The 18,142-nt window shown below is 66.4% G+C and carries 16 protein-coding genes, 2 tRNA genes and 1 pseudogene; 6 read left to right on the forward strand and 13 right to left on the reverse strand.

Annotated elements, in window-relative coordinates:
• Window positions 1-31: 31 nt before the first annotated feature.
• From ACSVC7_RS14405 to ACSVC7_RS14430, 6 genes are all read right to left on the reverse strand, one after another.
• Entirely contained in the window at window positions 32-1,150 is a 1,119-nt protein-coding gene (locus ACSVC7_RS14405; RefSeq protein ID WP_448205026.1) for a DNA polymerase III subunit delta', read from the reverse strand.
• A gap of 84 nt (window positions 1,151-1,234) precedes the next feature.
• A complete protein-coding gene (locus ACSVC7_RS14410) occupies window positions 1,235-1,690 on the reverse strand; it encodes a DUF2147 domain-containing protein (protein ID WP_448205027.1) in 456 nt (151 codons plus the stop codon).
• Window positions 1,691-1,717: 27 nt separating this feature from the next.
• Entirely contained in the window at window positions 1,718-2,356 is a 639-nt protein-coding gene (gene tmk / locus ACSVC7_RS14415; protein ID WP_448205028.1) for a dTMP kinase, read from the reverse strand.
• A gap of 14 nt (window positions 2,357-2,370) precedes the next feature.
• A complete protein-coding gene (locus ACSVC7_RS14420) occupies window positions 2,371-3,498 on the reverse strand; it encodes a D-alanyl-D-alanine carboxypeptidase family protein (RefSeq protein ID WP_448205129.1) in 1,128 nt (375 codons plus the stop codon).
• A 66-nt stretch (window positions 3,499-3,564) separates the two neighbouring features.
• Window positions 3,565-4,521: a septal ring lytic transglycosylase RlpA family protein gene (locus ACSVC7_RS14425; RefSeq protein ID WP_448205029.1), complete on the reverse strand. Its 957-nt coding sequence runs from the start codon at window positions 4,519-4,521 to the stop codon at window positions 3,565-3,567.
• 114 nt (window positions 4,522-4,635) lie between these two features.
• On the reverse strand, window positions 4,636-5,370 hold the full coding sequence (locus ACSVC7_RS14430) for a YdcF family protein (RefSeq protein ID WP_448205030.1): 735 nt from the start codon (window positions 5,368-5,370) through the stop codon (window positions 4,636-4,638).
• 1,131 nt (window positions 5,371-6,501) lie between these two features.
• Here ACSVC7_RS14430 and ACSVC7_RS14435 point away from each other — a divergent pair.
• Window positions 6,502-7,551: pseudogene (locus tag ACSVC7_RS14435) on the forward strand (methyl-accepting chemotaxis protein); the annotation flags it as partial.
• A gap of 50 nt (window positions 7,552-7,601) precedes the next feature.
• Here the strand turns inward: ACSVC7_RS14435 and ACSVC7_RS14440 are convergent.
• The 5 genes from ACSVC7_RS14440 to ACSVC7_RS14460 all read right to left on the reverse strand — a co-directional run bounded on the left by ACSVC7_RS14440 (window position 7,602) and on the right by ACSVC7_RS14460 (window position 13,608).
• Complete coding sequence (locus ACSVC7_RS14440) at window positions 7,602-10,250, reverse strand: valine--tRNA ligase (protein WP_448205031.1); 2,649 nt, start codon at window positions 10,248-10,250, stop codon at window positions 7,602-7,604.
• A 103-nt stretch (window positions 10,251-10,353) separates the two neighbouring features.
• A complete protein-coding gene (locus ACSVC7_RS14445) occupies window positions 10,354-11,055 on the reverse strand; it encodes a DUF2497 domain-containing protein (protein WP_448205032.1) in 702 nt (233 codons plus the stop codon).
• A gap of 97 nt (window positions 11,056-11,152) precedes the next feature.
• A complete protein-coding gene (locus tag ACSVC7_RS14450; protein ID WP_448205033.1) occupies window positions 11,153-12,562 on the reverse strand; it encodes a TolC family outer membrane protein in 1,410 nt (469 codons plus the stop codon).
• A 2-nt stretch (window positions 12,563-12,564) separates the two neighbouring features.
• Window positions 12,565-12,891 (reverse strand): rhodanese-like domain-containing protein, encoded by a 327-nt coding sequence (locus ACSVC7_RS14455; protein ID WP_448205034.1) that lies wholly within the window; start codon window positions 12,889-12,891, stop codon window positions 12,565-12,567.
• 60 nt (window positions 12,892-12,951) lie between these two features.
• On the reverse strand, window positions 12,952-13,608 hold the full coding sequence (locus ACSVC7_RS14460) for a protein-L-isoaspartate O-methyltransferase family protein (protein WP_448205035.1): 657 nt from the start codon (window positions 13,606-13,608) through the stop codon (window positions 12,952-12,954).
• 217 nt (window positions 13,609-13,825) lie between these two features.
• Between ACSVC7_RS14460 and ACSVC7_RS14465 the strand changes: the two genes are divergently transcribed.
• Both ACSVC7_RS14465 and ACSVC7_RS14470 read left to right on the forward strand, forming a co-directional pair.
• Window positions 13,826-13,899, forward strand: a tRNA-Cys gene (locus ACSVC7_RS14465).
• A gap of 197 nt (window positions 13,900-14,096) precedes the next feature.
• A tRNA-Asn gene (locus ACSVC7_RS14470) sits at window positions 14,097-14,172 on the forward strand.
• Window positions 14,173-14,616: 444 nt separating this feature from the next.
• Here ACSVC7_RS14470 and ACSVC7_RS14475 read toward each other — a convergent pair.
• Entirely contained in the window at window positions 14,617-14,850 is a 234-nt protein-coding gene (locus ACSVC7_RS14475) for a hypothetical protein (protein WP_448205036.1), read from the reverse strand.
• Window positions 14,851-14,973: 123 nt separating this feature from the next.
• Window positions 14,974-15,159, reverse strand: a complete 186-nt coding sequence (locus tag ACSVC7_RS14480; protein WP_448205037.1) for a hypothetical protein — start codon at window positions 15,157-15,159, stop codon at window positions 14,974-14,976.
• A gap of 156 nt (window positions 15,160-15,315) precedes the next feature.
• Here ACSVC7_RS14480 and ACSVC7_RS14485 point away from each other — a divergent pair, with 156 nt between their 5' ends.
• The 3 genes from ACSVC7_RS14485 (at window position 15,316) to ACSVC7_RS14495 (ending at window position 18,134) form a co-directional block, all read left to right on the forward strand.
• The gene (locus tag ACSVC7_RS14485) at window positions 15,316-16,326 is read left to right on the forward strand and encodes a S1C family serine protease (RefSeq protein WP_448205038.1); all 1,011 of its coding nucleotides are present in this window, start codon (window positions 15,316-15,318) and stop codon (window positions 16,324-16,326) included.
• Window positions 16,327-16,419: 93 nt separating this feature from the next.
• Window positions 16,420-17,019, forward strand: coding sequence for an NUDIX domain-containing protein (locus tag ACSVC7_RS14490; protein ID WP_448205039.1), 600 nt, complete (start codon window positions 16,420-16,422; stop codon window positions 17,017-17,019).
• A 110-nt stretch (window positions 17,020-17,129) separates the two neighbouring features.
• The gene (locus ACSVC7_RS14495; protein ID WP_448205040.1) at window positions 17,130-18,134 is read left to right on the forward strand and encodes a cysteine synthase A; all 1,005 of its coding nucleotides are present in this window, start codon (window positions 17,130-17,132) and stop codon (window positions 18,132-18,134) included.
• Window positions 18,135-18,142 lie beyond the last annotated feature (8 nt).

Here is an 18,142-nt window from a genome sequence, read left to right on the forward strand (position 1 = left end):
GGCCGGAACGGATAGGCGTGTTCGTTGTGGATTAACTAGCAGCCGCTTCGAGCGTCGCCAAGGCGTTCAGGACCACCTGTTTGCGATCGAGATTCGCGGATTCCGCACGAGCGAAGAGGCGTTGGACCTTTTCCCACACCTCCACCCAACGTTCAAGGCCGCGGGCGTTCGCCAGACGGGTCATCAGGGCAGCCTCGCCGGCCACCACCTCCGCCGGCCAGGCGCCGCGCGCCAGCGACCGGGCGAAACGGGCGAGCCACCAGACCAGCAAATCGGTCGCCGTCTCGTAGAGCCCTTCGTCCTGCTTGCGGGTCAACTTGTCGCCGAAGGCGTGGGCGGCGGCGATGTCCAGCCGCGGCAGCGTGCCCAGGAGCCCCACCAACTCGCGGTAAAGGTCCAGCCCGCCGGCGTCGGCGAGGTCGATGGCGCGACCGACGCTGCCTTCCGACAGGCGGGCGAGCGCGGCCCGATCCTCGGCACCAAGGTCGGGACGGTGCTGCACCAACAGGTTAAGGACTGTTTCCTCAGGTAACGGATGAAGGTTAAGCTTCCGACAGCGCGAGCGGATGGTCGGCAGCATGCCGCCAGGATTGTCGCTGACCAGCAACAGCAGCGCGCCGGGCGGCGGCTCCTCCAAAATCTTAAGAATGGCGTTTAAGCCACTGAGATTCATGCGATCGGCGCCGTCGATCACGGCGACGCGCCATCCGCCCTCGGCCGAGGTCTTGCGCAGGAAGGGGCCGATCTTGCGGACGTCGTCCACGGCGATGTCCCGCTTCAGCCGGTCGCGCTTCTCGTCGCGCTGCCGCTCCACCGTCAGCAGGTCGGCATGCCCGCCCGACGACACCCGCCGGAACACGGGATGATCGGGCGCGAGCGCGAGCGAGGCCGGAGGTTCCGGCGCGCCGAACAGGCTGGATTCCGACTGCGCCATTCCCTGCGCCAGCACGAAGCGCGCAAAACGGAACGCCAGCGTCGCCTTGCCGATGCCCGGCGGCCCGCCGATCAGCCAAGCGTGCGGGAGCCGGCCGGAGTTCCAGGCGTCCAGCAGCAGAAGCTCGGCCTCCTCGTGGCCGGTCAGGTCGGGGTTGCGGCGGGGGGCGAGGGCATCGTCCTCGACCATCGGTTCCGGTGCGCGGACGCGGCTCACCTCAGCGAACCTTTTCGAAGTGGATCATGAGGTCCGCACAGTGGCCTATCCGTGCGGCGCGGTCCAGCCCCGACGATGCGGCGCTCACTGGCATCGCGGCTGACTGGCCGGCGCGCGGGTCCAGTGTTCGGTGCGGCCGAACAGCGGTATGCCGATGTAGCCGCGCAGATCCAGGCGTTCGGAACCGTCCGGCGTGATCGCCCCGCTGTAGGTGTTCCCCGATTCCGGATCGTACACCCATCCGCCGGTCCACCCATCCCCCTTGCGCCGGAAGTTGGCGAGCATGATGAGGCCGCACAGGCGGCGATTCCGCTGCATCGAATCCGGATTGCGGCTGTCCAGTCCGGCGTCGGGACCGCTTCGCTTCTCCACGTACCAGATCAGCCGTCCGCACAGGTCCGGCCCGCAAGGGTAAAGCTCCACCACGGCCTGCTGGTCCGTCGTGCGCCAAACCCCAAAAGCGTCGTCCGGAGATGCCAAGGCCGTGGCGCACGGTAAGCAAAACAGCAGGGCAATGCCCGCGACGGCTTTGGAAACCATGGCCCCACCCGATCGCTTCAGCAGCGCTCAGGAGATGGTCACTCCAAGCCGCCGAGTCACCGTGTCGAGAATGGATGCCTGCACCACCTCGACCGGATGGGACGCGTCGATGACGGCGCAGCGGTCGGGTTCACGCCGGGCGATGTCGAGGAAGCCGTCGCGCAGACGCCGATGAAAATCGACGTCCATGCGCTCGTACCGGTCCTCGTCGCCGTGCCGGGCTTTGGCACGGGCCAGCCCGGCTTCGACCGGCAGGTCGAGGATCAAGGTCAGGTCGGGCCGGAAGTCGCCCAGCGCCGTCGTCTGCAGAGCCCCGATCAACTCGCGGCCGAGACCCAACCCATAGCCCTGATAGGCCATGGTGCTGTCGTAGAAGCGATCGCAGACTACCCAACGCCCCGCCTCCAGCGCCGGCCAGACGGTGCGCTCCAGATGGTCGCGCCGAGCGGCGGTGTGCAGCAGTGCTTCCGTCACCGGACCCCAGCGGCCGGTCTCGCCGGACACCAGCAGGGCGCGGATTTCCTCCGCACCCCTGGAACCGCCCGGCTCGCGGGTGACCACCACCTCCGTGCCGCAGGCGGACAGCGCGTCGGCGAGCAGGCGTATCTGGGTGGACTTCCCTGCCCCCTCGCCGCCTTCCAGCGTGATGAACCGCCCGCGGGTCATGCCCTGCCTCCCTTTCAGCTTGCGCCGAAGACCAGGAACTTCGCGGCGGCCAGAGCCCGGCCGACGAAGCCCAGCTTTTCCACGTTCTGGGCGGCGACGACCGGCACCTCCTTGCCCGGGAAGCCCGGGGCGGAGATCACGACCTTGCCGACCACGTCGCCCTTCTTGATCGGGGCGGCGACCGGCGCGGTGCTGACCAGCGACACCTTCATGCCGGCACGGTCGGCGCGCGCCATGGTGACCTTCATGTCCTCCGGCACGGTGACTGGAACAGTGTCCTGCGCGCCCAGCCACACGGGCACCTGCTCAACGGTCTCGCCGGCCTTGAACAGGGCGTAGGTGGCGAACTCGCGGAAGCCCCACTCGATCAGGCGGGCGGATTCGTCGGCACGCGCCTGCATGCTCGGCAGGCCGTTGACCACCAGAACGAGACGGCGCCCCTCGCGCTCGCCGGACGCCGTAAGGCCGTAGCCGCCCGCGTCGGTGTGGCCGGTCTTCATGCCGTCGACATTGATGCCGCGGTACAGCAGCGGATTGCGGTTGCCCTGCGTGATGCCGTGATACTTGAACTCCCGGATCGAGTAGTAGCGGTAGAATTCCGGGAAGTCCTTGATCAGGCGCTCGGCCATGATCGAGATGTCGCGCGCCGTCATGTAGTGGTTCGGGTCGGGCCAGCCGGTGGCGTTGGTCAGGTTGCTGTCCTTCAGCCCCAATTCCTTGGCGCGCTTGTTCATGCGCTCCGCAAAGGACGGCTCCGACCCGGCCAGACCTTCGGCGAGGACGATGCAGGCGTCATTGCCCGACTGCACGATCACGCCCTTGATCAGGTCGTCGACCTTGATGTTGTTGTGCAGCTCCACGAACATCTTGGAGCCCTGCATGCGCCAGGCGCGCTCCGACACGGGCAGCATGCTGTCCAGCGACAGGCGCCCGTCCTTGATGGCTTCGAAGACCATGTACATGGTCACGATCTTGCTCATCGAAGACGGCGGCATGCGCTGGTCGGCGTTCTTCTCGAACAGCACCGTGTTCGAGGTGACGTCCACCAGAATCGCCTGCTTGGCGATGGTTTCGATGCTGGCGGCCTGAGCCACCGGCCCCAGCCCCGCCGCGAACAGCGCGACCGCCAGACCCATGGCCATACGGGTGCGGACGACAGCGACCATGACAACTCCCTTCGGAACACGAAAACGCTCAAGCACGAGCGATCAATCAACCACGATTTTGGCTTCGGTAAGGCCGGCCTGGATCACCTGATTCAGGACGGCATCGGCGGTGTCGACGCTGTTCAGCGGCCCCACCCGCACGCGCTGGAGCCGCTGCCTGCCGGACACCGTCGGCATGACCTGCGCGGCCTGACCGATGGCGGACAGCTTGGCGCGTGCGCGGGCGACGTTGTCCGTGTTGGCGAAGGCTCCGACCTGCACATAGATCTGTTCGTGTGCCTTCACCGGCAACTGCGCCACGACCGGGGCCGGCACGAACCGGCCTTCCACCATGCTGCCTGGAACGGTGCTGGGCGGCGGAATCGGCGTGGCGGTGATCGCCGAAGAGGCCGACGCGCTCGACCGGGCGGGCGCGGAGTTCTCGGCGACCTCCACCCGGTTGCGCGGCGCCGCCTTGGGCGCGGGGCCGTCCGTTTCGGCGAGGATGGGGGCCGGCGTTCCCTGGCGCGCGGCGGCGGCGATGGCGCGGCTTTCCTCCGCCAGGATCTGGACACGGACCTTGGCCGTGCCGACTCCCTCGAAACCCAGCAATTGTGCGCCGCGCCGCGACATGTCGATGATTCGGTTGTTTGCGTAGGGGCCGCGGTCGTTGATGCGCACGACCACCGACCGTCCGTTGTCCAGGTTGGTGACCCGCACCAAACTCGGCATAGGCAGCGTTTTGTGGGCGGCGGTCAACTCGTTCTGATCGTAGGTCTCGCCATTGGCCGTGACCTTTTCGTGAAAGCCCGGCCCGTACCACGAGGCAATGCCCGTTTCGTTGTACGCGAAGTCCTCGGCCGGATAGTACCAGACGCCACCGACCTGATAGGGCTTGCCGACCTTGTAGACCCCGCTCTTCGGCAGGCCCGACGACGGGGACGGCTGCGACGCGCAGGCGGCGAGCGACAGTGCCCCCAAGAGCACCACCGTCCCTCTCAGCATCTGCGCGCGACGCATCCAACCACCCCGCAAGATTTAGTGGTCGCACTCTAACCGAGTTACTCCGTCGCGCCAATATCGCTGCGGCGCCGTCCCAACGAAGTCGCAATGGCGTAGGCTGCGCGAGGGTCTTCAGGGCGCGGGGAACAGCGAATCGGTACGCCCCATCAACCGGTAGGAAATAAGCCCGATCCACTCCCGAACAGCGGCGTGCAGGATGGAAAGGTTCTCGTCCAGGCTGAATTGCAGATACGGGCGCCCGCCCTTTCGCGTCCGGTAGTCGACGGGATAGGGAGTCACGTCCCAGCCCACGCGCCGAAAAATCCCGACCGACCGCGGCATGTGGAACGCGGTCGTCACGAGAAGCCACCGCTCCCCCGGCTTCGGCTGGACGAGCCGTTGGCTGTAGACGGCGTTTTCCCAGGTGTTCCGGGACTCATTCTCGAAGATCACGCCGTCGGGGTCGATGCCGGCCTGCACCAGCGCCCCACGGACGGGTCCGTCCTCCCGCAACTCGGTGTCGAGAAGAAGGCCGGACCCGCCGGTGAACACATGCTTGGCCTGTGGGTAGCGGCGAATCAGGTCCGCAAAGACGAAGATCCGCTCCGCCGCGCTGTTGAGCGAGGGCTCGCCGCGCTCATAGGACAGGCGCGGGTCGACGGCGCCGCCCAGCATGATGACGCCGTCCACACGGTCGGGAAGGTTCGGCCGCTCGAATCGTTCCTCCAGCGGCAAGGCCACGAGCGACGGGATCGGCGTCGCCGCGATGACCAGGAACCCGAATGTCGCCACGCCCACCAGCGCCCGACCCAAGGCGGCACGGCGGCGCGAGAAGGACAGAACCACCCCGACTGCGAGCAGGAGCACGAGGAAATTTCCCGGCGCGGCGACCGCCCACAGGACTTTCGACAACACGAACGACAACGCCGCCCCCTTCCCTGCCCAACCTCTATTCACTTGCCCCAGAATACGGAAGGAGGCGCCCCCTGCACAGGAGGCGTTCGCAGCGCAACAAAAGCGCCACACCACCGTAACAGTGGCGTCGTGAGGTGCCGCTAGTGTCCGCCGAGAAACGGAGGACTCCCGGCCATGCTGTCGAACATCTCCATCGGCACGCGCATCGCGGTTCTGGTTCTTGCATCGTTGGTGACGCTGGCTTTGCTCGGCGGAACCGCGACGGTCGGCGCCAAGCGCGTTTTCGAGGCAACTGCGGAACTGAACCAGTTCCGCGAGGCGTACGAGCACACCGCCACCGTCGAACGCCTGGCGAGCCGCCTGCGCCTCCAGGCGCTGCGATTTGTGGCAGACCGCGACGCGGCGGCGGCTGAGGCGTTCGGCAGAAGCGCGGTGGAAACCTCCCGGCTGCTGGGTGAACTCAAGGACCGTGCGGCCGGGCATATCCCGCTCGACGAGCTGGATCATCTCTCCGAAGGGCTTGGCGCCCTGACCGGCCGTTTTGCGGCCGTGGTCGCCAAGGCAAAGGAACTCGGCCTGACCGACGAAACCGGACTGCGCGGCGCCCTGCGAAGCTCCGCCAGGGCCATCGAGGACGAACTGAAGCAGTGGCCCAACGCCGACAAGCTGACCGGACGCATGGAGGCGATGCGCAAGATGGAAAAGGACTTCGTCATCTACAACGATGAGGCCCTGCTGTCCGGCCACCGGAAGGCCTTCAACGAATTCACCCTGTTCCTGGGCGACTCGGGGCTCGATCCCGCAACGCAGGACAAGATCGAAAAGCTGGCGCGCGGATATCGCGGCGACCTCGGCAAATTCGTGGACGGTACGAAGGCGTTCCGGGCGGAGGTGGCGACCTTCAACGAGGCGTTCCAAGCCCTCGTGCCGCGATTCGAAGCGCTGCTGGAGAGCGCCAACACCGGCATGAGCGCCGCGGTCGAAACCCAGAACCGCGTCCGCGACGAGGTGGTCGCCAACATGCTTCAGGTCGGGTCCATCCTGGTGGTGGGCTTCGTGCTCATCAGCCTGTTCGTCGCGCGCAGCATCACCCGCCCCCTGCGCCTGATCGAAGGTGTGATGGAGAAGCTTGCGGCCGGCGACCGCAAGGCCACCGTGCCGGGAACCGAGCGCCGGGACGAAATCGGCGCCATGGCCCGCGCCGTCGGCGTGTTCAAGGACAATCTGCAGCGCACCCACACCCTGGAAATCGAGGCGCGCGAAGCCGAGCGCCGCGCCGAAGAGGAACGCAAGGACGCGCTGCGCACCGTCGCGCATGACTTCGACAACGCCTTCGGCCGGGTGCTGCACACGGTCAGCGTGGCGGCCGACCAGATCCGCAGCGGCGCCCACATCCTCCGCGACACCGCTGAAAAGATGAAGGAGCAGGCGCTCGACACGTCCGAGAAGGCGGAGCGCACGTCGGAGGTGGTGGGCATCGTGAACACCGTCTCACGGACCCTGTCCGCCTCCATCGGCGAGATCGGCGGCCGTGTGACGACCACAGGCACCGCCGTCCATCGGGCGGTCGAACACGCTCGCCAAAGCGATGCCGCGGTCGAAGCGCTGGCCGACAGCTCCCAGCGCATTGGCGAGATTGTAAGCCTGATCAACGACATCGCGGCACAGACGAATTTGCTGGCGCTGAACGCCACCATCGAGGCGGCGCGCGCCGGCGACGCCGGCAAGGGCTTCGCGGTCGTCGCGTCGGAGGTGAAAATTCTCGCGGGCCAGACAGCGAAGGCGACCGAGGAAATCTCCTCACAAGTCGGCGCGATCCAGCAGGCCACGGGTTCAGTGGTGGAGGCAATTCGCGCGATCCGGACCACCGTGGAAGAGGTGGAGGCACTGTCGCAGGAAGTGTCCACGGCCGTCACGGAACAGCTGGAGCAGACGCAGAAAATCGTCGGTGCCGTGGACCGCGCCAACCACACGTCGGGCGAGGTGTCGGAAAGCGTCAGCACGATGGCCATCACCGCTGCCGAAACCGGCAAGTCGGCCATCGAAATGATCTATTCCGCCGGGCAATTGGCGGAGGAACTGCGCCAGCTGGAAGCCGACGCGGACCGGTTCGTGGCGTCGGTCCGGGTGTAGGGAGAACCCGGACGGGGCCACGCGGTCGCGATGCCCCGTCCGGCAGTACCTTACGCCAGCATCTCCAGCGCCTTTTGCAGCTTGTCGCGGGCCTGTTCGGCGGCCTCGCGGCGGTCGCGCTGTTCCTCGATCACCTCCTCGGGAGCCTTGGCGACGAACTGCTCGTTGGACAGCTTGGCGTTGATCTTCTTAACCTCGCCCGACAGCTTCTCGATTTCCTTGGTCAGGCGGGCGCGTTCCTTGTCCAGGTCCACGATGCCTTCCAGGGGCAGGATCAGAGACGCCTCGTCCAGAACGGCCTGGACCGCGCTCTTCGGCACCGGACCGGACAGCGGCTCGGCGCTGGCCAGCCGGCCCATGCGCAGGATCAGGTCGCGGTGCGTGTCGAGCCGCTTCAGGCTTTCAGGCCCGGCGTCCTTCAGCTTCAGCTCGATCTGCGCCGACGGCGGCACGTTCATTTCCGACCGCATGGAGCGGACCGAGGAGATCAGACGCACCACCCATTCCATTTCGTCGCGGGCGGCGGGATCGACCAGCTCGGCGCCATGGTTCGGCCATTCCGCCGAGATCAGGCGGTTGGCGCGGTCGGGCGACAGCTGCTCCCACAGCTCTTCCGTAATGTAGGGCATCAGCGGGTGGAGCATATGCAGGATTTCGTCCAGCACCCAGGCGGTGGTGGCGCGCGTCTCCGCGATGGCGGCCTCGTCCGAGCCGTTCAGGATCGGCTTGGTGAACTCCAGGTACCAGTCGCAGAAGGTGCCCCAGGTGAAGGCGTAGGCCGTGTTGGCCGCTTCGTTGAACTTATACGAGTCGATGGACTCGCCGACCTTCTTCGCGGCCTCGGCGAGCGCGCCGACGATCCAGCGATTCACCGTCTGCGTCAGACCGACCGGCTTGAAGCCCGGAACCGGGGCGACTCCGTTCATCTGGGTGTAGCGCGCGGCGTTCCACAGCTTCGTCGCGAAGTTGCGGTAGCCCTCGACGCGGCTGACCGCCAGCTTGATGTCGCGGCCCTGGGCGGCCATGGCCGTCAGCGTGAAGCGCAGCGCGTCGGTGCCGTACTGGTCGATCAGCTCCAGCGGATCGATGACGTTGCCCTTGGACTTCGACATCTTCTGGCCCTTCTCATCGCGGACCAGGGCGTGGATGTAGACCGTCTTGAAGGGCACGTCCTTCATGAAGTGCAGGCCCATCATCATCATCCGGGCGACCCAGAAGAAGATAATGTCGAAGCCGGTCACCAGCACGTCGGTCGGATAGTAGCGTGCCAGATCCGGCGTCTCGTCCGGCCAGCCCAGCGTGGAGAAAGGCCACAGCGCCGACGAGAACCAGGTGTCCAGCACATCGCTGTCGCGCGCCAGCTCCACGTCCTTGCCGTAGTGCGTCTTGGCGGTGGCAACGGCGGCCTCCTCCGTCTCCTCGACGAAGTAGTGGCCGTCCGGCCCGTACCACGCCGGGATCTGATGGCCCCACCAGATCTGGCGGCTGATGCACCAGGGCTGGATGTTGCGCATCCACTCGAAATAGGTGTTTTCCCACTGCTTGGGCACAAAGACGGTCTTGCCGGTCTCCACCGCCTCAATGGCCGGCTTGGCGAGCGTGGCGGCGTCCACGTACCACTGGTCGGTCAGCCAGGGCTCGATGGCGACGCCGGACCGGTCGCCGTGCGGGACCATGTGGGTGTGCGGCTCGATCTTCTCCAGAAGGCCGAGCGCCTCCAGTTCGGCCACGACCTTCTTGCGCGCCTCGTAGCGGTCGAGGCCGCGATAGGCCTCCGGAACGTCTTCGCCGGTGATGCGGGCGTCGCGGTCCATGATGTTGATGGCCGCGAGGCCGCAACGCTTCCCGACCTCGAAGTCGTTGAAGTCGTGCGCCGGCGTGATCTTTACCGCACCCGAGCCGGTCTCCGGATCGGCGTATTCGTCGCCGACGATGGGAATGCGGCGGCCGACCAGCGGCAGAACGACGTGCTTGCCGATCAGGTCCTTGTAGCGCTCATCCTCCGGATGCACGGCGACGCCGGTGTCGCCCAGCATCGTTTCCGGACGCGTGGTGGCGACGACGATGAAGCGGTCCGCTTCCCCTTCAATCGGATAGCGGAAGTGCCAGAGGTTGCCCTTGATCTCCTTCTGCTCGACCTCAAGGTCGGAGATGGCCGTGTGCAGCTTCGGGTCCCAATTGACCAGACGCTTGTCCTTGTAGATCAGGCCCTGCTTGAACAGCTCCACGAACACCTTGCGAACGGCGCGGCTCAGCCCCTCGTCCATGGTGAAGCGTTCCTTCGCCCAGTCCGGCGAGGCGCCGAGGCGGCGGAGCTGGCGGGTGATGGTGCCGCCCGATTCGGCCTTCCACTCCCACACCTTGTCGATGAACTTGTCGCGGCCGAAATCGTGGCGCGTCTTGCCTTCCTTGGCGAGGTTGCGTTCCACGACCATCTGCGTGGCGATGCCGGCGTGGTCGGTGCCCGGCTGCCACAGGGCGTCGCGCCCGCGCATCCGGTTGTAGCGGATCAGCACGTCCTGGAGCGTGAAGGTCAGCGCGTGGCCCATGTGCAGGCTGCCGGTGACGTTCGGCGGCGGCATCATGATGGTGTAAGGCTTGCCGTTCGATTCGGTGTTCGCCGCGAACGCGCCCGACTCTTCCCACAGACGGTAGTGCTTCTCTTCGACCTCGGCGGGCCGATACGTCTTTTCCAACATCACCAGGAACTTTCGCTTACGGTCTCAACCAGGATGCGTTTCGCCAGGACGCGCGGCGGCCGGGTGCGCGCCGCACGGAATGCACGTTGCGCGAGGGCGCCGTTTAGAATTTCTGCGACCGCCGGATCATCCGGTCGATCTCCTGCTGCACCAGTCGTTCGACGATGGTCGGCAGGTTTTCGTCGAGCCACTCCTTCAGCAGCGGCTTCAACAGCTCGCGCACGACTTCTTCCACCGTGCGGATGCCGACCGGCATGGGGCCGATGGACAGGTCGTCACCGAGCTGGCGCGCCAGATGAGTGAAGTGGTGCGACGATTCCTCCGCCACACGACGGGAAATCAGCCCGTCGTCCAGCTCCGGCCCCCGCATGCGCGGCCGCGGTGGCGGCGGCGGTTCATCGTCTTCGAAATCCTCGAAGCTCGGGATCGGCCGGCGCGGGGTCGGACGCAGCGGCGGGGGCGGCGGTTCGGGCTCCGGCTCGCGGAAATCGGGTTCCGGTTCGGCCAGCGGTTCCGGAAAGGCCGGTTCGTCCCGCCACGGATCCAGGTCGTGGTCCGGTTCGGGCTCATCCACGTCGACCACTGACCCGTCGTCCTGAACCATCTGGGTCAGTTCGAGCACGTCCTCCTCCTCATCCGCGGGCGGCGGCGGAGGCGGCGGAGGTGGGGGCGGAGGGGGTGGCGGCGGCGGAGGAGGCGGTGCGGCAGCCTCCGCCTTCGCGGGTTCGCCGTCCTCGGAGATGATGCGGCGGATGGAGGCGAGGATCTCCTCCATCGACGGTTCTTGCTGGCCTTTATCGCTCATCGTGGCAAACCCGGGACGTCATCCTGCCGCGACACTAGGGCAGGAATGGGTAAAAAGCCACAAGACAAAAACGGCCCGCCGAAGCGGGCCGCTTCGATCACTCCGGCACGCCCGTGCCGGTCCACTTGTTGCGCACCTGTTGGTAATGCGCTTCGGAATCATAATATTGCACGGGCAAGGCGAGTTGCCGCGCCGTCAACTGTCCGATGGCGCCCAAGACCGTGAAGGCCTGGACCATTTCGTTGCGCTGAGCCTGGACGAGGTTCACGCGGGCGTTCAGCAGTTCCTGCTCCTGGTTCAGAACGTCCAGCACGGTGCGCGAACCGACCTGCGCTTCCTGGCGGACGCCTTCCAGGGCGATCTCCGCCGCGCGGATCTGCGAGTTGTAGGATTCGATGCTGGCCCGCGCGGCCTGGAGGCCCTGCCACGCGCTGATCGCCGCCTCCACCGCCTGACGGCGCGAATCCTCGATCTGCAGGCGCGCCTGATTTGCGGTGTGCTTGGCCTCGCGGGTCAAGGCTTCGGGCAGGCCGGCCTGATACAGCGGGATCGTCACCTGGGCGGTGAACTGCGCGCTGTTCTGGCGGGTCACGTCGATGCCGCTCGACGTGGAAGGATCCCAGGACCGGGTGGCCTGGGCCGACAGGTTCGCCGAAGGCAGGAGACGGCCGAACTGCTGATCGACCGCTTCGCGCTGGGCTTGTTCGGTGTAGGTGGCGGACAGCACGGTCGGATTGTTGGCACGGGCCATCTCGACCACTTCGTCCAGCGTCGCCGGCAGCTTGAAGCGCGGCTTCGGGGCCTTCAGGTTGCCCGGCATCGTGCCCACGACGCGCTCGTAGGTCGCGCGCGACGCCTGCAGCGTACCCTCCGCCGAGATGCGGGAGGCGATGGAGGCCGCCAGGCGCGACTCGGACTGGCTGACGTCGGTGCGGGTGTATTCGCCGACGCGGAACCGGTCGCGGGCGGCGTCGAGCTGGCGGCGAAGCACCTGCTCGTTGTTGATCTGAAGCTCCAGCAGCGCCTGGTTCTGAACGACGTTCAGATAGGCGGTGGCGGCGTTCAGCAGGGTTTGCTGTTCCGTGGCGAGCACGGTGGCGCGCTGCGCCTCGACCGTGCGTTCGGCGCGGCGGACGGCAGGCCCTACGGTCGCGTCGTAGAGCGGCTGGGTCGCCGTGACGCCGACGTTTTTCGGCGTGACCGAGGTGCGGGTCGTCCCGGTCGCGCCGGTTTCCCTGTTCTTGAGGTCCGAGTTGGTTCCGGTGTGGCTCACGCCGGCGGTGATGCGCGCCGTCGGGCGATAACCGGCCAGAGCCTGAGGGACACCTTCGTCCACCGCACGCTGGCGCGCGCGCTGGGCGCCGAGCGCCGGGTTGTTCGCATAGGCCTGGGCGAGCGCGTCCTCCAGCGTCTGGGCGGACGCGGTGTCGATGGCACCCACGAAAGCCATGCCCAGGGTCAGGGCGGTTGCCAGCAGTTGGCGCGCGAAACGGCTTCGCACAGTCATGTTCAATAGACCTTCATGTTCGGGTCGATTCGGCGGGCCCAGGCGTCAACGCCACCATCGAGGTTCGTCGCGCGGTCGAAACCTTGGGAACGCAGCCACATGGTCACCTGCGCGCTGCGGCCTCCGTGGTGGCAGACGACCACGATGTCGCGGTCCTTCGGCAGTTCCCCCACGCGGCCGGGCAGAGTCCCCATCGGAATGTGCAGGCTGTCCGGGATGGCGCAGATCGCGACCTCGCCGGGTTCCCGCACGTCGAGCACGAGCGGATCTCCGCCTGACTTGCGGATCCGATCCAGGTCTTCAACGGCCATCTCGAACGGTGCCGGCATGCCTTGGTTCTCCACTGCCAGCCGCGGAGGCCGCGGCCGGCGGACAGTGAGGTGAACGGCTTAGAAGACGAACTTGGGCTTGGGCTCGAAGCCGGGAAGCGGGTGGGGCTGCGCTTCGAACAGCACGCGACCCGAAACGACGCCGGCGATGCGCTGGTAAAGCTTCACCTCGCCCACGCCGCGATCCCCCATGACCGCCGCGATCAGGCGCCCGCCTTCGGCAAGCTGGCCGAGGATCGCTTCCGGCAGTTCGGCCACCAGACCCTCGACGACGATAACGTCGTAAGGCCCCTGGGCCGCATGACCTTCCGTCAGCGGGGCGTTCACCACGGCAGCGTTGGCGACACCGGACTCGGCAAGCGCCGCGGTCGCGCGCTGGGCCAGCGACGCATCGGATTCGACACCCACGACCTTCGTCGCGAGCCGGGCCAGCACGGCGGTCGAGTAGCCGGTGCCGCAGCCGATGTCGAGCACCGTGTCAGTCTCGTCAACGCCCACTTCCTGCAGCATGCGGGCGAAGACCATCGGCTCCATGAGGTAGCGACCGCTCCCCACGGCGATGTCCTTGTCCACATAGGCGATTCCGCGCGCCGCCTGGGGCACGAACACTTCACGCGGGATGTCGAGCATGGCGTCGACCAAACGCTGGTCGGTAACCTTGTTGGGGCGGATCTGCCCTTCGACCATGTTGAGACGGGCGGCGGCGTATTCGGACATGGCGGTCGCTTATTGATTTGGTGGACGGGCGCGGCGCCAAGCCGGGTTGATACGGCTTCGCTGCCTTGTCGCGTATATATCTTCAAAGCGGCATGAACACAACGCCGCACGGGACACAGAAAGTTTTGCAGCAAGGCGCTTGACCGGTCCATCGAAGCGCAGTATACGTCCGCTCCCACGCTGCGGCGCTCCCGGTTGGGGGTGCCAAATCAAGGATGGCGCGGTGGCAGAGTGGTGATGCAGCGGACTGCAAATCCGTGTACGTGGGTTCGATTCCCGCCCGTGCCTCCATCCTTCAGCAGTGCTGAATATTGTCTTTCCGTGATAGTCGGCGAGCGCCGTCTGCAACCGGCAGCGGTGCTTTTGTGCGTTCAGGCCCTTTCACCTGCACGGACCGAGACAGCTCCTTGATTTTCGTCATCAAAAGGCTTGGCAAGCGCCGGTGGGTTCGCTATAACGCCGCCCACGCCGAACGACGGCGCGACTGATCCCGGTTAGCTCAGTCGGTAGAGCAGCGGACTGTTAATCCGCGTGTCGCTGGTTCGAGTCCAGCACCGGGAGCCAATACAAAAAGGCCAAGTTCTTCGTGAACTTGGCCTTTTTCTTTGCACCATATCACTTTTGGCTAAGGCCAAAAGATCAACGACCCCTCAGCCGGTCGCCCGATCCCTTCGGGCCGCGGACACCCCCACATCGCTTAAGAAGTGTGTTGAGGTGCATGAACCTCGGTACCTGGGTGTGTTTTGCGGTGGAGGGGATCCGTGACACTTCAGGACGAACCGTCCCGCGCCAAGGGACCGGTATGGCCGGATCAACGCGGCGCTGGCCAGGATCGAAGCTGGATCGGGGGCGCGGTGGTGGTCGCCGTCGCGGCCTTGGCCGCCATCGCTGTTCTGAGCGCGGACTGGCACCGCACGCGGACAACCAATGAATTTCTGCCCCCGGAAAGCCGGCGGCCCATGATGATGGCGCCGCTACCGCGTTAGCGGCGCCCCATCAGCGCGAGAATCAAGCGTCGGCGTCGTTGTAGATCAGGCGGTCGTCGGCATCGCCAATCGGTTCGCCGATGTCACGCTTCCATTCGCCGCACCAGTCGGTGGACAGTGTGATCGGGAACCGGCCTTCCGGGTCGCGCGGCGTCACCACCGGCGGGAAACGGCGGCACATGCCCTTCGGTCCCCGCTGGCGGATGCCCTGCCCTTCCCAGAACAGGCAAGTGTAGCAACTGTCGACTCGCTTCATCGTGAGGACGCCCTCCTTCATGGATCGTCGCCGGCCGGCGCCGGCGGACGGCGGCGCCAGTGTCCGTCAGGCGATGCCTCCGCGTCGATCAAGAAATGCGTGATGGTCCTGCCTTCATGGCCCTCACGCGTCGGGCTCGTGGCGCGGCTTGCCGACGCGCAGATCGTCGGTGTGCTGGACGTAGAAAGCCTTGATCTCCGCGTCCAATTCACGCCGACGCCGCTCGTCCGGCGATCCGGCCGGCGCGTCGGACAAGCGCTGGAACTCGGCAACGGCGCGTTCCAGGTCCCGTTCGGTTTCGATGGCCATGGCGGCCCCCTCCACAGTGTCGTTCCGCCGGGTAACAACAGAGGAACGCGATCGGTTTCCGCCGCCCCTTGATGGCGGCGCTCCCGCTCTCAATTTGACTGGTAAGGATTGCGCGGCGGCCGATGGCCCGACTCGGATCCGGCGAGGGAGGGAAGCATGACGGGTCGCTGGCGCCGCATTCCCTGGAGGACGGCCATTCTCGTCGGCTTCCTAGTCCTCACGAGCAGCATTCCTTCCGGCCGTGCCGACGAGATGGACGCCGAGGCCCTGGCGCGCGCCGTCGTCCGAATCAACAGCACGGTCCTTCCCGACGCGCAAAGCGCCCGCTCGCTCGGCACCGAACGGGAGGGCACGGGCGTGGTCATCGACGGGTCGGGCCTGGTCCTCACCATCGGCTATACGGTCCTGGAAGCGTCGCAGATCCAGGTGACCACCGGCGACGGGCACGGCTACCCGGCCGAGCTTGTGGCCTACGACCAGGCAACCGGCTTCGGGCTCGTCCGTGCGGGGCTGGGGTTCGAGGGGACGCCGATGCGACTCGGCGACTCCGACGCGCTGAAGGAGGGCGATGCGGCCCTGGTGCTGACGCGCCATGGCATGCCACCCGTCCAGCCGGTGATGGTCGCCGGCAAGCGGGAGTTCGCCGGCTACTGGGAATATCTGCTGGACGAAGCGATTTTCACCATCCCACCGGTTGGCGCCTTCAACGGGGCGGCCCTGATCGACAGGAAAGGCCAGCTCGTTGGCATCGGGTCGCTGATCGTGCGCGACGCGGTGCCCGCACACAGCGGCGTTCCCGGCAACATGTTCGTGCCCATCGCCGCCCTGAAGCCGATCCTCGCCGACCTGCTGGCCTACGGCCGACGCCAGGAGCCGCCGCGTCCGTGGCTCGGCGTCACTCTGCGCGAGGAACAGGGCCGCCTGCTGGTCGAGCGCGTCACCCCGCAGAGCCCCGCCGACTCGGCGGGCATGCGGCCGGGCGACCAGATCGTCGGTGTGGGAGGGCAGCGCTTCAAAGGGCTTGCCGATTTCTACCGCAAGCTCTGGAGCCTCGGCCCGGCCGGAGTCGCGGTCCCGCTGGAGGTCATGCGCGGGCCGAAGCTGGAGCCGGTCACGGTGCCGTCGATCGACCGGTACCGCACATTGAAATTGAACCAAACCTTCTGATGTGACGTTCCGCACCTCGTCCGCGGGCTGGGGATGCGCTAGATCCCTGGCAAACACCGCCGTTGCCACCGCCGCTGCCGAGGAGCCGAGTGCATGGACCATCCGGACATTGAGGTCGTCGAGAAAAAGACCGCCTACGACGGCTATCTGAAGGTCGACGTCTACCGCCTGCGCCACAAGAAGTTCGACGGCTCCTGGACCGGCGTGCTGCCTCCGCGGGAGGTCTGCGTGCGCGGCAAGGCCGTCGGCGTGCTGCTCTATGATCCGAAGAAGGACAGCGTCGTTCTGATCGAACAGTTCCGCGTCGGGTCCGCGTCCGTCGGCGGAAAGGCTTGGCTGACGGAAATCGTCGCCGGACTGGTGGATGGGGACGAAACCCCGGAAGATGTCGCCCGCCGCGAAGCGCAGGAGGAAGCGGGCTGCACCGTGCAGTCGCTGGAAAAGATTTGCGACTATTACCCGAGTCCGGGCGCTTACGACGAGCATGTCACTGTCTTCTGCGGGCTGGTGGACAGTTCCGGTCTGGCCGACACCGGTGGGCTGGAGGAAGAGCACGAAGACATCCGCGTGACCGTCGTCCCGGCGGACGAGGCGATCCGGCTGCTGGATGAGAATCAGCTGAACAACTCCATTGCCATCATCGCGCTTGGCTGGCTTGCCCGAAACCGGGAGCGGCTGCGCGACAGGGGGTAATTTCCCACCAAAAATCCGTTCAATGCTGCATTTCACAACGTCGCCTTGAATTCTCCCAACGGGGTGCCGATAGTGGTGTCGGTGATTTCATTCGATTCGGGAGAGACTCCGTGGACATCCGCAACGGCTTTATCGGCTCCGTCGGCAACACGCCGCTGATCCGGCTGGAAGGGCCATCCAAGGCCACGGGTTGCGAGATCCTCGGCAAGGCGGAGTTTATGAACCCCGGTGGCTCGGTGAAGGACCGCGCCGCGCTGGCCATCGTTCGCGACGCGGAACGCCGGGGCCTGCTGCGCCCCGGCGGCACCATCGTGGAAGGCACGGCTGGCAACACCGGCATCGGTCTGGCGCTGGTCGGCAACGCGCTCGGCTACCGCACGGTGATCGTGATGCCGGAGACGCAGAGCCAGGAGAAGAAGGACATGCTGCGCCTGATCGGCGCCGACCTTCGGCTCGTCCCGGCGGTTCCCTACTCCAACCCCGACAACTACGTGCGCTACTCCGGCCGGCTTGCCGAGGAACTGGCGAAGACGGAGCCGAACGGCGCCATCTGGGCCAACCAGTTCGACAATGTCGCGAATCGCGAAGGCCACCGCCTGACCACAGGGCCGGAGATCTGGTTCCAGACGGAAGGCCGCGTGGACGCCTTCACCTGCGCCGTCGGCAGCGGCGGCACGCTGGCCGGCGTCGGCTTGGCGCTGAAAGAGCGCAATCCCGGCGTCCGGATCGTGCTGGCCGACCCGATGGGCGCCGCCCTGTACAATCACTATACCCACGGCGAACTGAAGGCCGAGGGAAGCTCGATCACCGAAGGCATCGGCCAGGGGCGCATCACCGCCAACCTGGAAGGCGCGCCGGTCGATCAGGCGCTTCAAATTCCGGACGAAGAGGCGCTGCCGATCATCTTCGACCTCATCAAGACCCAGGGTCTGGTGCTCGGCGGGTCGTCGGGAATCAACGTCGCGGCGGCCATCCGCATCGCCCGTGAGATGGGGCCCGGCCACACCATCGTGACGATTCTCTGCGATGGCGGGCAGCGGTATCAATCGAAGCTCTTCAATCCGGCCTTCCTGCGTGAGAAAAATCTGCCCGTGCCCGACTGGCTGGAATCGTAACGCAACAG

It is taken from the genome of Azospirillum mesophilum, from assembly GCF_053470405.2.